Raw genomic sequence first — 13,462 nt, 5'->3', positions numbered from 1 at the left:
TTCGTTGCTCCTGCGGGAGCTGGGAATGGGCCCGGTGGTGCTGGCGGGAGGTTCGGGCGGGGCACGAGACTCGATCCTGACGGCGTTGCTCTATCCCGAGATCGCCAAGAAGCTGGTGGTGTGGAACATCGTCGGCGGGGTTTTCGGGCAGGTGACCCTGGCGTGGGTTTACAACCTTCCGCAGATCCGTGCGGCCAAGGTCGGCGGGATGGAAAGCGTTGTAGCTCTGCCGGATTGGGCCCAGGTCCTGGAGCTCAACCCGGCGAACCGGGAGCGCTTCCTCGCTTTCGACCGGGACGAGTACCTCAAGGTGCAACTTCGCTGGCTCAACGCCTTCGTACCCAAGCCCGGGCAGACCATACCGGGCGTCGATGACGAGGCGTTCGACAGGCTCACCATCCCGACGCTCATAATCCGCGGCGGCGCGAAGGATATGGACCATCCGAAGCGCACCTCACTGGAGATGAACGTCCTCATCAAGGGCTCGAAGCTGGTCGACCCGCCGTGGCCGGAGGACGCCTGGGAGCGGGCAGGCGAACGGGCACAGAGGGGTGAGGGCAGCATCTTCGACTACTGGTACATGGCTGCTCCCATGGTCCTCGATTTCGTGGGTGGTGCCGAGACGATGAGCACGCCATGACAGAGAGCACGATCACGGGCGCCGCCCACGGGACGAGCAAGCTGTTGCGGGTGGCGGCGGCGCCTGGAATCGTTCCCCGGCTGCTGCGTGAGCAGACGGGACGCGAGGATCTCTCCGAGTACCTCGCAACAGGCGGTTACGCGCCGAGCCCCGACCTGTCGGCCCTCCTCCAGGCCGTGGAGGCGTCGGGCCTGCGTGGCCGCGGGGGAGCGGCGTTCCCCTTCACGCGGAAGGTGGCGGCCGTCCGGGCGTCCCGCACGGCCCCTGTGGTGCTGGCAAATGGGGAAGAAGGAGAGCCGGCATCGGTCAAGGATCGATGGCTCATGCGGACCCGGCCTCACCTCGTCCTCGATGGTGTCCGACTTGCCGTCCAGCTCGTCGGGGCATCACACGCGGTGGTCTATCTGTCCGACGAGGAGAGCGAGCGAAGCATCTGGCAGGCGCTCGAGGAGCGGCCGGTGGATGGCTACAGCGTCTCGGTCCATCGCGTCGAACCGACCTACATAGCCGGCGAGGAGACGGCGGCCGTCCGGGCCGTCAACGGAGGACCGGCGAAGCCGACCGACAAGCCTCCGCGGCCGTTCGAGGTCGGCGTCGGGGGGCAGCCGACCCTGGTCAGCAACGTCGAGACCCTCGCCAACCTTCCGTTCCTGGCCGCCCGTGGCGTGGATGAGTTCCGGACCTACGGAACCGATGGGGCTCCCGGCACGTTCTTGCTGACCCTTGGTGGCGCCGTGACGACTCCGGGCCTGTACGAGGTGGCGCTCGGCACGCCGCTGCGCGACGCCGTGGACCAGTTGGGAGGCAATCGCGGGGTGATTGCCGGCACTTTGATGGGCGGCTACTTCGCGGGTTTGATCGGGCCTCGCGCCGAGCAGCTCACGCTCGACTACGACTCGCTCTCTCAAGCCGGCAGCGGGCTCGGCTGTGGAGCCGTGTCCATCCTCGGCGGGGACCACTGCCCGGTCGCGGTCGCCGCCGATGTGATGGCCTACTTCGGCCGGGAGAACGCGGGCCAGTGCGGATCCTGCTTCAACGGCACGGCGGCGATGGCCGGTGTCCTGGCTTCCCTACGCGAAGGGTCGGCCGACCGGACAGACGTCGAGCGGTTGCGGCGGTGGGGAGAGGTGCTGCCCGGGCGAGGCGCCTGCGCGACCCTCGACGGGGCCGCCAACCTTGCCAGATCTCTTCTGCTTGAGTTCCCGGACCAGGTCGAAGGGCACCTGGGGACGACCTGTGACGTGTGCGGCGGTGCTCCCCAGCTGAAGCCGTTCGCCATGACCATGGAACCAGAGGGGTCCCGTCGATGAGGATCAAGCTCGACCGAACGGTCTGTGACGGGTTCGGGAGGTGCGCGTTGCACGCTCCCGACTACTTCTCCCTTGACGATTGGGGATATGCGTCGTTGGCCGGTTCGAACGAGGTTGCTCCGGCGGACGAGAGCAGCGTCAGGCGCGCCATCATCGAGTGCCCGGTGCACGCCATAGTCGTCCTCGATTAAGGCACTCGAAGCGGTGGTGGTTCCCCCGTCGCGACCGGGACGTGACCGCTCTTCAATCATGCATCCGTGATCCCCCGACCAGGTGGACGACTTCGCCCGCCGGCAGAACTTCCCCTGCCAGGTCGAAGGCAGCTGACAGGAGTGCTGCCGGTCCTCCTGCCTCGGGGCCGGATCCGGTCGGCCCTCGTCTACTTCGGCCCGGCGTTCGTGGCCTCCGTCGCCTACGTCGACCCCGGCAACTTCGCCACCAACTTCGAGGCGGGAAGCGCTCACGGCTATCTCCTCGTCTGGGTCATCCTTCTCGCCGACCTTCTCGGGATCCTGATCCAGTACGCCACCTCGAAGCTCGGGCTCGTCACCCAGCGGAGCCTCCCGGAGCTCTGCGGTGATCTGTATCCGAAAGGAGTCAATCTCTTCCTCTGGGGCCAAGCAGAGATCGTGGCGATGGCCGCCGACCTCGCCGAAGTCGTCGGCGCCGCTATAGGGCTGAACCTCGTCTTCGGCCTGCCCCTCCTCCCAGCCGGGCTCGTCACCGCCGTTGTGGCCTTCGGCGTGCTCGCCCTCGAGCGCAAGGGCTACCGGCAGTTCGAGTTGGCGATCGTGGCCTTCATGGCCCTCGTGGCCGGGGGTCTGATCGGTCTGTTCTTCATGGCCGGACACCAGTCCTACGGCGGCATCGCCGCCGGTTTGGTGCCCCGTCTCGGCAACACCAACGCGGTGACCTTGGCCATGGGCATCGTGGGTGCCACCGTGATGCCCCACGTCGTCTACCTGCACTCCGCGTTGCAGACGGACCGCATCCAACCCCGGGACGAAGAAGAGCTGCGAAGGCTCATACGATTCAACCGCTGGGATTGTGTCGTCGGTCTAGGCGTCGCCGGCTTGGTGAACCTGGCGATGCTGTGCGTGGCGGCGGCCCTCTTCTATCGGTCCGGCATGCCCGCAGTCACCCAGCTCCAGGAGGTCCACGTCCATCTCGCTGCCATGGTGGGAGGCGGAGCGGCCCTGGCATTCGGTGCGGCGCTAATCGCCGCCGGTCTCTCCTCGTCGAGCGTCGGCACCTACGCGGGCCAGGTCGTCATGGCAGGCTTCATGAACTGGCGTGTCCCGCTCTACCTCCGTCGCCTCGTCACGATCGCGCCCTCCCTTCTGGTCCTCGCCTTCGCGGCCAACACGACCGACGCGCTCGTGTACTCGCAGGTCGTGCTGTCCTTCGCTATTCCCTTTGCCCTGGTGCCCCTTACGCTGTTGACCAGCCGGCGGGACGTCATGGGCTCGGGTGTCAACCGAACCATTACCTCGGGTTTCCTCGGCGCCTCCACCGTGGCCATCACGACCCTGAGCGCCTACCTCCTGTGGAAGGTGGGCAAGGGTTTGGTTGGTTAGACTTCACCGCAGGGCCGTGAAGCCAGAAATCCCCGCTCCCGGGGACGAGATGCGGCCCCCACCATGGACGCCGGCACCGTGTCGGCGGGAGGAGGGACCGTGAGCCTGCAACATGTCGTGCTGTTGGCCTTCCCCGACAAGCTCGGGACCGAGGACGAGGCGGAGATGTGCCGGCAGGTCCAGGCGTGGCCCGAAGCCATCGGCGGTATCTCCACTCTTCGCTTCGGTTCCGCACTGTCGACGGATTACTCACAGGGGTACCAGTACCTGCTGTTCATGGAATTCCCCGACCAGGCCTCCTACGAGCAGTACCTCGGGCACAAGGAGCACCTTGCCTTCGGCGGCTGGATCATGGAACGCAAATGCACGCCGCTCGTGTTCGACTACGTCGTCGACGACAAGACCGTCATCGTCTAGGCGAGCGCGAAGCGACCGCCGGAGTCGTATTGTCCGGCTAACCGGCGGCAGGTTGCGGGCCGGCGCCTGCATGAGAGGCGCTTAGGGTGGGTAGCTACTACCCCTCGTGTTCCGCCCGGCCCGCTCCACCGCAGTGCGCTTCGCGGCCGTGATAGCCGTGTCCGCAGCGGTCATGGCCGGATCAGCGTCCGCTCTCGCCGCGGTCGGCGACGGCATGGTCCACGGGGCCGCCAGCGCGACCATCCCGCCACTCGCCGCATTGGAAGTCGATCCGGTCAACGGATCGACCGTCTACGCCGCTGACGGCAAGACGGTGCTCGCCGTCTTGAAGGCCTCGCAGACTCGCATCCCGGTACCTCTCGGTCAGGTGTCGAAGACGATGGTGACGGCTGCCCTCGACACGGAGGACCACCGCTTCTATACGCACGGCGGCTTCGACATCCCCTCGATCGTCAGGGCCTTCGCGGCGGACTCTTCTGGTACGGCGCTCCAGGGCGGCTCGACGATCGCCCAGCAGCTCGTGAAGCAGACCTACCTCAACTCGGAACGCAAGCTGTCACGCAAGATCAAAGAGGCAGTTCTCGCAGACCGCCTCGAACGCCGTTACACCAAGAACCAGATCCTCGAGGCGTACCTGAACACGATCTACCTCGGGAACGGTGCCTACGGGGTGGAAGCGGCGGCGAGGGCTTACTTCGGGGAGCACGCCAGCCAGCTGACCCTGCCGCAGGCAGCGTTGCTGGCCGGGATGATCCAGAACCCCAACGGGTACGACCCGCTCCTTCATCCCGCAGAGGCACAGACGCGTCGTTCCGAAGTGCTCGACCGGATGCTCCACTACCGCGACATCACCGCGGCGCAGCAGATCGCAGCGAACTCGTCGCCGTTGCCCAAGTCGGTGGTCGAGCAGCCGGTCGCGGCGGACGGCATGAGCGACTACTACGTGAGGGAGGTCGAGTCCGAGTTGCTCGGCCCGGGCAGCCCGCTGGGGAGCACGTACGCCCAGCGGTACAAGGAGTTGTTCGACGGGGGACTGAACATCTACACCGACCTGGACCCGTCGGTACAGGCCGCCGCCGAACAAGCGGTGAAGAACGACACGCCGGCGAACAACCGAGGCTTCGAAGAGGCCATGGTGGCGGTTGATCCAGCAACCGGGAAGGTGCGGGCCATGGTTGGCGGTCCGTCCTTCGAGCAGAACCGCTTCGACGTGGTCACCCAGGGGACGCGCCAGCCCGGGTCCGGGTTCAAGATCTTCACCCTTCTCGCCGCGCTCGAAGGCGGGTACTCGATATTCGACACGCTCGACGGGCAGTCTCCGTGCGCGATCGACTTTCCCACGGACCACGACCTGGTGACCAACCCCGCGAACAACGACGAGGGTAACGGTGGCGGGATCCTCACCCTTCTCAACGCGACTGCGCAGTCGACCAACTGTGCCTTCATCCGTCTCGCTCACGAGGTGGGTCTGCCGAACGTGATCTCCATGGCACACCGGTTCGGGATCACCGCGCATCTCGAGCCGTACCCGTCGATCGTGATCGGGTCGGTCGCGGTGCACCCGATAGAGATGGCGGCGGCGTACGCCGCTGTCGCCAACGGTGGCGTGTACCACGCCCCGAGCTTCATCGACCATGTGGTCGATCGGTCGGGCAGGACCATCTACACCGGTGGGGATCCGGGTCACCGCGTGGTCGCGGCGCAGATCGCGGAGGAGGCGAACGTGGCGTTTCAGGCGGTGGTGCAGAACGGCACGGGTACGGCAGCAGCGCTGGCGGGTAGGCCGGCCGCAGGCAAGACCGGGACGACCAACCACAACGTGGATGCCTGGTTCAATGGCTTCACACCCCAACTCGAGGCGACGGTCTGGATGGGCAACCGGGGCGCCGAAGTGCCGATGGTCGACGTCGGGGGTGCCCCCCAGGTCTACGGCGGCACATTCCCGGCGCACACCTGGCACGATTTCATGATCGCCGCACTCAACGGTCAGCCCGTCCTCCAGTTCACGCCGCCGAACATGGGCCTCCTCCCCGCGCCCCATTACATAACTTCACCTGCACTCGTGCGCGACGACGTCCTCGACCACAACTATGGGTACGTGAACTCAGGCCCCACCCCCTACCAGCCATCCAGCCCGGTACCCGCCCCGACCGCACCTGCTCCGGCGCCCGCACCCGCTGCCCAACCGGGTCACGGGCGGCATTGATGGTCCTCGAGGAACCGAACGCGCTTTTGGATCTTCAGGCCCTCGACACCTCTATAGACCAGCACAAGCACCGCCGGGCGACCCTGCCGGAGCGCGCGGCTCTTGTGGAGATCGCACGGCGCGTGGAGCAGACCCGGTCCGCGCTCCGGGACGCGGCGGCCGCTCGAGACGAAGTGGCCTCCCGGCAGGACGCGCTCGAATCGGAGCTCACAGCCGCCGAGCGGCGCTCCGCGGAGGTCAGCCGCCGCCTGTATGGCGGAGAGGTATCGGCGTCCCGCGAGCTCCAGGCGATGTCCGAGGAGCTCGACTCCCTGAAGGCCCGGGTGTCTGGAATCGAGGACCGGCTCCTGGCGGTGCTCGAGGAGCGCGAACCTCTCGACGACCAGGTGACCGTGCACGAATCCGAGCTCGCCCGTCTCCGAGCGGAGGGCGACGGCATCGGCCGGGCGCTCGCCGCAGCGGAGGAGCAAGTCGATTCGGAGATCGCGGAGCTCGACCGGAGGCGGGAGGAGACCGCTGCGCGAGTTCCGGAGTCGTTGTCCGCCCAGTACGAGCGGTTGAGATCCCGGCTCGGAGGTGTCGCCGTCGCGCGGCTGGTCGGCAACCGCTGCGACGGCTGCCATCTGACGCTGCCGGCCACCGAACTCGACCGGATCCGCCACCTGCCGGCAGGGGAAATGGTGACCTGCGACCAGTGCGGGAGGATTTTGGTGGTGGGATGACAGCTCCGGCCTGATAATCTCTTAGCAAAGCTAAGCGAAAGGCAGAAGGTCCGGTAGCGATGGTGTCCGCAGCACGGTCGACCGTGGAGCGCACCTTCTCCTCTCTGCGGATCCGTAACTACAGGTACTACTTCGCGGGCCAGAGCTTGTCGATGATCGGGACCTGGATGCAGAGCATCACCCAGTCCTGGTTGGTGTTCACCATGACCCACTCGGGTTTCCAGGTCGGCCTCATTGTCGCTCTGCAAACCCTGCCGATCCTGTTGCTAGGGCCATTCGGGGGCACGATTGCGGACCGGTTCGGGAAGTACCGGATCATCTTCTGGACCCAGGGCATGGCGGGCTTGCAGGCCCTGGTGTTGGCCGGTCTCGACCTGAGTGGGCATCTGAGCCTGTGGCCTCTCTACGTCATAGCGGTCTCCCTCGGGTTGATCAACACCGTCGACAACCCGACACGTCAAACCTTCATCGTCGAGATGGTGGGGCGCGAGCAGCTTGCGAACGCCGTGACGCTGAACTCCGTGATGGTCAACGCTGCGAGAGCGATCGGGCCTGCTGCAGCCGGTGTCATGATCGCCACCGTCGGGAGCGGTTGGTGCTTCCTGGCAAACGGCATCTCGTTCGCGTTCGTGCTGCTCGCCTTGAAGATGATGGACAGGACCAAGCTCAGCCCAGCGCCGCGCAGCTCCCGGCTGCGGGGCCAGCTGACGGAAGGTTTCCGCTACGTCGGCAGGACGCCGGTGGTGCGCGACGCGCTCATCATGATGGCGCTCATCGGTTGCCTCACCTACGAGTTCCAGACCTCATTGCCACTCATGGCGGGCAACACCTTCCACGGAGACTCGCGGACCTACGGCTACCTCACGGCGTTCATGGGCATCGGTGCGGTCGTCGGAGGCCTCGTAGCGGCCGGCAGCCGCAGGGGAGGTCCGCGCCGGCTGGTGGTGACCGCTTCGATTTTCGGGTTGGTCGTACTGCTCGCCGCGGTCTCCCCGTCACTGTTGGTCGAGGAGATCTCGCTACTGCTCGTCGGTGCCTGCTCGGTCACCTTCCTCGCGCTCGGCAACTCAACCCTGCAGCTCGAGTCGGACCCTCAGATGCGCGGCAGGGTCATGTCCCTTTGGTCAGTTGCGTTCCTCGGATCGACTCCCGTCGGGGGTCCGCTCGTCGGTTTCGTCGGGGGCGCAGCCGGTGCCCGCTACGCGCTGGGCCTGGGAGGGGCTGCCGCTCTGGCCGCTTCGGCGTTCGGCTGGTGGGCGTTGCGCCGGCGCCTGGCGCTATCCGACCCCACGGTGGAGGCCATCCCTCCCGACCAGGCGACGGAGGTTACGGCCATCGCCGCCGGCGGGGAGTAGTTTCACATTGGTGCTTTATCTCGTCCGCCACGGGCGGACTGCACACAACGCCGGACGCCGGCTTCTGGGACGTGAGGACGCGCCCCTCGACGACGTGGGCCAGCGCCAGGCCGATGCCTTGGGGATGGTGAACGCCCTGAGCAATGCCACCAGGGTCGTGTCCAGCCCGCTTGTCCGGGCCCGGCAGACCGCTGCGGCGCTCGGACCTCCGGTCAGCGTCGACGACCGCTGGATCGAGATCGACTACGGGATCTTCGACGGCCTCAAGCTCGAGGACGCAGCGGAGCTGTGGCGGGGATGGAGCAGGGATCTTTCCTACGAGCCCGAGGGTGGGGAGTCGCTCGTTACGGTGTCGAAGCGGGTGCGCGAGGCGTGTGAGGACCTGTGGAAGGAGGCGTCCGAGGTGGACCTTGTGGTAGTGACCCACGTGTCGCCGATCAAAGCGGCCGTCGCCTGGGCGATCGGCGCCGGCGACGAGACGAGCTGGAGGATGTTCGTCGACGTGGCGTCGGTGAGCATCCTCGGGCCCGGGCCCAACGGCCCGGTGCTGCGTGCGTTCAACGACGCCCATTACCGGCCCGCTGGCTAGGTTCCATGAAGCGCGCCCTCATCACCGATGTACCGGGACCGAGATCGCTCGAGCTCGCCGCTCGCCGTAAAGCGGCGGTCGCTCCGGGCGTGTCCTCGAGCATGCCGGTCTACATCGACAGGGCGGAGGGATCCGTGCTGGTCGACGTGGACGGAAACCAGTTCATAGACATGGGTTCGGGCATCGCCGTTAACAGCGTCGGCCACTCGATCGAACCTGTCGTAGAAGCGGTTCGCGGCCAAGTGGAGCTCTTCACCCACACCTGCTTCATGGTGGGGCCTTACGAGGGGTACGTGGCGGTGTGCGAAAGGCTGAACTCGCTCACACCCGGCGACCACGCCAAGACGTCGGTCCTGTTCAGCTCCGGAGCGGAGGCCGTGGAGAACCTGGTGAAGATCGCAAGGCGCGCCACCGGGCGCCAGGCGGTCGCGGTGTTCGATCACGCGTACCACGGTCGAACCAACCTGACCATGGCCCTTACCGCCAAGAACGTGCCCTACAAGGACGGCTTCGGCCCGTTCGCGCCCGAGGTGTACAGGCTGCCGATGTCCTATCCCTTCCGGGACCCGCAGTCGATGAGCGGAGTGGAGGCGGCGAAGCGGGCTCTGGATCTGCTCGAGAAGCAGGTGGGCGCCCACAACCTGGCGTGCGTTCTAATCGAGCCGGTCCAAGGAGAGGGGGGATTCGTCGTGCCCGCCGACGGGTTCCTCGCGGCGGTGGCGCAATGGTGCCGGGACCGGGGCGTCCTGTTCGCGGCCGACGAGGTGCAGTCGGGTTTCTGCCGCACGGGCCGCTGGTTCGCGTGCGAGCACGAAGGCGTGGTGCCTGATCTGGTCGCCACCGCGAAGGGGATCGCCGCCGGGATGCCCCTGTCGGGGGTTACTGGTCGTGCCGACCTGATGGCGAAGGTCCACCCGGGAGGGTTGGGCGGCACCTACTCCGGCAACCCCGTGTCGTGCGCCGCGGCGCTGGCGGCGATCGACTTCATGGAGCAGCACGACCTGGCATCCGCAGCCGAGCGGGTCGGATCGAAGATCTCCTCCCGCTTGCACGAATTCCAGCAGAACCGGGGCAGCATCGGCGACGTCCGCGGCCGCGGCGCCATGCAGGCAATGGAGTTCGTCGTGCCGGGGTCGCTCGAACCGGACCCGGCCGCCGCGGGGGCCGTGACAGCGGCGTGCCTGTCGGCCGGCGTCGTGGTCCTCATTTGCGGTACGTGGAGCAACGTCGTGAGGTTGCTGCCGCCTCTCACCATCCCCGACGACCTGCTCGACGACGCCCTGGACGTCATCGGGGAGGCGGTGGAGGCGAGCGTCCAATGACCGCCAGCCGCTAGCGTCTTTTCAAACGAGAAGTCCCGGAGGTCACCGATGCGAGTCGTGGTCGACTACGACCTGTGTGAGAGCAATGCCTTGTGCATGGCAGCGGCACCCGAGGTGTTCGAGGTGCGAGATGACGACTACATGTACGTCCTGCAGGAGAACCCACCGGAGGAGCTGAGGGCCAAGGTCGAGGAGGCGGTGCAGCGCTGCCCGAAGCAGGCGATCAAGCTCGAGGGCTGACGCCGAGGCCGAGCACGCGCATGTAGAACCCCAACTCCCGGGTCGCGACCGCGATGATCGTCTCGGCCCTGCGGAACCCGTGCTGCTCGCCTTCGAATTCCACGTACTCGACGTCGAGGCCGCGGGACGTCAGCTCGTCGAACATCAGCTTCGACTGCGCCGGTGGGACAACCGCGTCCTCTGACCCCTGGAAGAGGATCACGGGTCGGTGGAACCGGTCCAGATGGTGCACGGGCGAGCGGTTCCGGTACTTGTCCGCGTCCCGCGGCCAAGGACCGATGAGCGAGTCGAGGTACCTCGACTCGAACTTGTGGGTGTCGCGAGCGAGCAGCTCGAGATCGGCGACGCCGTACAGGCTGGCGCCAGCGGCGAAGGCGTCGGTGAAGACCAGAGCAGCGAGCGTGGTGAACCCGCCGGCGCTACCGCCGCGGATGAGAGCCCGATCTCCGTCGACTAGACCTTGGGAGTCGAGCCAATCGACGACCGAGGCGCAGTCTTCGACGTCGGCTATTCCCCAGTTGCCCTTCAACTTCTCACGATAAGCGCGCCCGTAGCCGCTGCTGCCCCGGTAGTTGACGTTGGCCACCGCGAAGCCGCGTGTCGTCCAGAACTGGACGGACCGGTCGAAGACCGGCGGAGCTGACGAGGTGGGGCCGCCGTGGATGAGGACGAGGACCGGCGGGCGTTCCCCGGCCGGTGCCGAGTAGCGCAGGTTCGCAGGGAGGTGGACGAGGGCGAAGGCGGATTCGTCCGAGCCTGTGGGGAACCGCACGTGCGTTGGGACCGAGATGTCCTCCTGGCTCATGAACTGCTCCTGCGACGAGCGGAGGCAGTGTGTGGCTCCATCGCCCGAGATCCGCACCACCGAGGAAGGGTCCAGCGGCGACGCCGCGATGGCGACCACGTCCTCGCCGGTGACCGCCAGTCCGGCGAAGTAAGTGAAAGACATGGACATCTCCGACGCGCCTCCACCTTGGAGCCGGCCCAGGTGATCAACACCGTCGGATTCCCAGACGGCCAGCAGGTCGCCAGCGGCAGTGAAGCCGTAGGTGGATGCCCCGAAAACCCAGTCCGGCCGGCCGAACTCCGCTTCCATCGGGCAGAGCGCGCGGCCGCTCTCGTCATATACGTTCCACCACCCGCTGCGGTCCGATACGTAATGAAGCAAGCCGTCCGGCGACCATCTCGGCTGGGTGATGGACTCGCCGTTTCCCCCGGCGAGGAACGACGGCGCCGATAGCTCGCCCGGCGCCGCGATGTCCGCTGTCCACAGCTGCGTCGAATCCCAGGGCATGTCGGGGAGGTCCCACGTGACCCAGCACAGCCGTTGGCCATCGGGAGAAACCCTCGGCGCGGTGTAGAAGTCGTGACCCTCGGCGAGGGTCATGGGTGTACCGCCCGCCAGCGGGATGCTAACGAGGTCGTTGACCACCATGCCCGAGTCGAGGTGGCGCTCCCGGACGCAGTACACGTGAGTCCCGTCGAGGTTGAACACCGGGTCTGCGAACCGGACCGCACCTGGCAGATCGGGGTCGGCGGTAAGTGCCCTGGGATCACCGCCGTCGATGACCCAGAGCCTCTGGTCGGACCAGTTGGAGAAGACGATGACGTCGCCGTGCACCGCGTAGCACCGGCCCCCGTACTCGTGTACTCGGGTCCGCGCGTAGAAGCCGGCAGGTATCGCGTCAGTCGCGCCGTCGCGGTGACGCACGATCACCTCTCGACCGCCCTCGGCTGGTCGGGACTCGACCCAGTAGATGTCGTCGCCGCACACCTGGAGTTGGCTGAGTCGCACCACCGCCTCGACGAGGCGCTCCGGCGACAGCGGCGAGGTCCAGGTTCCGTAGGGCGCTACTTCGGGTGGCATCCCCCGATCGTAGAGGCCCCTCGTCTAGCTCCGGCCAGGCTCGCGGGGCAGGCCCAGGATCCGCTCGCCGATGATGTTGCGCTGGACCTGCTCGGTGCCTCCACCGAACCGCGACGACCACTGGCCGAGGAACAACGAGTCGAGGTGCGCGGCGTTCGGGTCCTCGCTCGCGACCGTCCCGGCTGCGCCTCGGAGACCCATGATCACGTCGCCCATCCGTCCGAGAGCGACGGAGAGGCCCAACTTGGCGACGGAGCTCTCCGGGCCTTGGGGGAGCCCCTGGCTCATCGCGGTGAGCTGGCGCCAGCCGAGGTACTTGACGAGCTCGAACCGGATGTAGATGTCCATGAGAGCCTGACGGATCAGCGGGTCACCGGACGCGCCAGTGGCGCGTGCGAGGTCGGCGAGGCGCCCGAACCGGTCTCCGCCGAGGGTGCTGATCAACGACCGCTCGCTCGTCAACGTCGTCATAGCCACCGCCCACCCGCCGTTGACCGGCCCTACGCGGTTCGCGTCGGGGACCTCGACATCGGTCAGGAAGACCTCGCAGAAGTGGGCCGACCCGGTCATCTGGCGCAGAGGCCTCACCTCCACGCCCGGCGTGCGCATGTCCAGCAGGAAATAGGTGATCCCACGGTGGCGATCAGCCGGCTCTCCTGTGCGGGCGAGGAGGATTCCGAAGTCGCTGTAGTGCGCACTGGACGTCCAGACCTTCTGCCCGTTGACGACCCACTGCTCGCCGTCGCGCTCCGCCCGGGTGACGAGGCTGGCGAGGTCCGAACCGGCGCCCGGCTCACTGAAGAGCTGGCACCACACTTCTTCGCCTCGCAGCATCGGAGGTAGGAACCGATCGTTCTGTGCCTCGCTCCCGTGCGCCATCAAGGCCGGCCCCGCCATGCCGATCCCTTGGGCGAAGATCGAACCCGGGACGTCGAAGCGGGCTTGCTCTTGGGCGAAGATCGCCGCCTGGATAGGCGTCCCGCCCCTTCCTCCGTACTCCTTCGGCCACGTGATCCCCGCCCAGCCGCCGTCGTAGAGGGTCGCCTGCCATTCCTTCGAGCTGCGCACGTGCTCGCGCTCTGCCGGGGAGAAAGCGTCGGTCAACATGGCCGGCGGGGCGCTATCAGCCGTCTTCGGACGCGCACGGGACGACAGCCACGCGCGTGCCTCCGCCCTGAAAGCCGCCTCTTCGGGCGTGTCGTCGAAATCCATGCCGG

Annotated in this window: 13 protein-coding genes; 11 read left to right on the top strand and 2 right to left on the bottom strand. The window is 67.0% G+C overall.

Annotation, left to right across the window (positions count from 1 at the left end; genetic code table 11):
- From VNF71_00555 to VNF71_00505, 11 genes are all read left to right on the top strand, one after another.
- A partial coding sequence (locus VNF71_00555; protein ID HVA73038.1) for an alpha/beta hydrolase occupies nt 1-640 on the top strand: 640 nt, incomplete at its 5' end.
- The gene (locus VNF71_00550; GenBank protein HVA73037.1) at nt 637-1,950 is read left to right on the top strand and encodes an NADH-ubiquinone oxidoreductase-F iron-sulfur binding region domain-containing protein; all 1,314 of its coding nucleotides are present in this window, start codon (nt 637-639) and stop codon (nt 1,948-1,950) included. The genes VNF71_00555 and VNF71_00550, both read left to right, overlap by 4 nt.
- Nucleotides 1,947-2,141 carry a ferredoxin gene (locus tag VNF71_00545; GenBank protein ID HVA73036.1) on the top strand — a complete coding sequence of 65 codons (195 nt, stop codon included), beginning with the start codon at nt 1,947-1,949 and terminating at the stop codon, nt 2,139-2,141. The genes VNF71_00550 and VNF71_00545 overlap by 4 nt, the downstream gene beginning before the upstream one ends.
- Nucleotides 2,142-2,207: 66 nt before the next feature.
- Entirely contained in the window at nt 2,208-3,527 is a 1,320-nt protein-coding gene (locus tag VNF71_00540; protein ID HVA73035.1) for an Nramp family divalent metal transporter, read from the top strand.
- 99 nt (nt 3,528-3,626) lie between these two features.
- Entirely contained in the window at nt 3,627-3,944 is a 318-nt protein-coding gene (locus VNF71_00535; protein HVA73034.1) for a Dabb family protein, read from the top strand.
- Between the two features lie 106 nt (nt 3,945-4,050).
- A complete protein-coding gene (locus VNF71_00530) occupies nt 4,051-6,150 on the top strand; it encodes a transglycosylase domain-containing protein (protein HVA73033.1) in 2,100 nt (699 codons plus the stop codon).
- Nucleotides 6,150-6,872 carry a C4-type zinc ribbon domain-containing protein gene (locus VNF71_00525; protein HVA73032.1) on the top strand — a complete coding sequence of 241 codons (723 nt, stop codon included), beginning with the start codon at nt 6,150-6,152 and terminating at the stop codon, nt 6,870-6,872. The genes VNF71_00530 and VNF71_00525 overlap by 1 nt, the downstream gene beginning before the upstream one ends.
- A gap of 59 nt (nt 6,873-6,931) precedes the next feature.
- Nucleotides 6,932-8,227: an MFS transporter gene (locus tag VNF71_00520; GenBank protein ID HVA73031.1), complete on the top strand. Its 1,296-nt coding sequence runs from the start codon at nt 6,932-6,934 to the stop codon at nt 8,225-8,227.
- Nucleotides 8,228-8,237: 10 nt separating this feature from the next.
- Nucleotides 8,238-8,816, top strand: a complete 579-nt coding sequence (locus VNF71_00515; GenBank protein HVA73030.1) for a histidine phosphatase family protein — start codon at nt 8,238-8,240, stop codon at nt 8,814-8,816.
- Between the two features lie 5 nt (nt 8,817-8,821).
- Nucleotides 8,822-10,138 carry a 4-aminobutyrate--2-oxoglutarate transaminase gene (gene gabT, locus VNF71_00510; protein ID HVA73029.1) on the top strand — a complete coding sequence of 439 codons (1,317 nt, stop codon included), beginning with the start codon at nt 8,822-8,824 and terminating at the stop codon, nt 10,136-10,138.
- Between the two features lie 48 nt (nt 10,139-10,186).
- Nucleotides 10,187-10,378, top strand: coding sequence for a ferredoxin (locus VNF71_00505; protein HVA73028.1), 192 nt, complete (start codon nt 10,187-10,189; stop codon nt 10,376-10,378).
- Here VNF71_00505 and VNF71_00500 read toward each other — a convergent pair.
- Together VNF71_00500 and VNF71_00495 are read right to left on the bottom strand one after the other, a co-directional pair.
- Complete coding sequence (locus VNF71_00500) at nt 10,362-12,245, bottom strand: prolyl oligopeptidase family serine peptidase (protein HVA73027.1); 1,884 nt, start codon at nt 12,243-12,245, stop codon at nt 10,362-10,364. The genes VNF71_00505 and VNF71_00500 overlap by 17 nt on opposite strands.
- Before the next feature lie 24 nt (nt 12,246-12,269).
- On the bottom strand, nt 12,270-13,457 hold the full coding sequence (locus tag VNF71_00495) for an acyl-CoA dehydrogenase family protein (GenBank protein ID HVA73026.1): 1,188 nt from the start codon (nt 13,455-13,457) through the stop codon (nt 12,270-12,272).
- Nucleotides 13,458-13,462: the final 5 nt, after the last annotated feature.

The organism is Acidimicrobiales bacterium, from assembly GCA_035533095.1.
GTDB lineage: Bacteria > Actinomycetota > Acidimicrobiia > Acidimicrobiales > Palsa-688 > DATLUM01.
The sequence above is the reverse complement of the archived record's forward strand: the minus strand, read 5'-3'. Positions and strand labels throughout refer to the sequence as shown.

What these genes read in the sequence shown, in the direction of transcription:
- VNF71_00550 (HVA73037.1), top strand. Translation starts at nt 637, where the DNA reads ATGACAGAGAGCACGATCACGGGCGCCGCCCACGGGACGAGCAAGCTG.
- VNF71_00545 (HVA73036.1), top strand. Translation starts at nt 1,947, where the DNA reads ATGAGGATCAAGCTCGACCGAACGGTCTGTGACGGGTTCGGGAGGTGC.
- VNF71_00525 (HVA73032.1), top strand. Translation starts at nt 6,150, where the DNA reads ATGGTCCTCGAGGAACCGAACGCGCTTTTGGATCTTCAGGCCCTCGAC.
- VNF71_00520 (HVA73031.1), top strand. Translation starts at nt 6,932, where the DNA reads ATGGTGTCCGCAGCACGGTCGACCGTGGAGCGCACCTTCTCCTCTCTG.
- gabT (HVA73029.1), top strand. Translation starts at nt 8,822, where the DNA reads ATGAAGCGCGCCCTCATCACCGATGTACCGGGACCGAGATCGCTCGAG.
- VNF71_00505 (HVA73028.1), top strand. Translation starts at nt 10,187, where the DNA reads ATGCGAGTCGTGGTCGACTACGACCTGTGTGAGAGCAATGCCTTGTGC.
- VNF71_00500 (HVA73027.1), bottom strand. Translation starts at nt 12,245, where the DNA reads ATGCCACCCGAAGTAGCGCCCTACGGAACCTGGACCTCGCCGCTGTCG.
- VNF71_00495 (HVA73026.1), bottom strand. Translation starts at nt 13,457, where the DNA reads ATGGATTTCGACGACACGCCCGAAGAGGCGGCTTTCAGGGCGGAGGCA.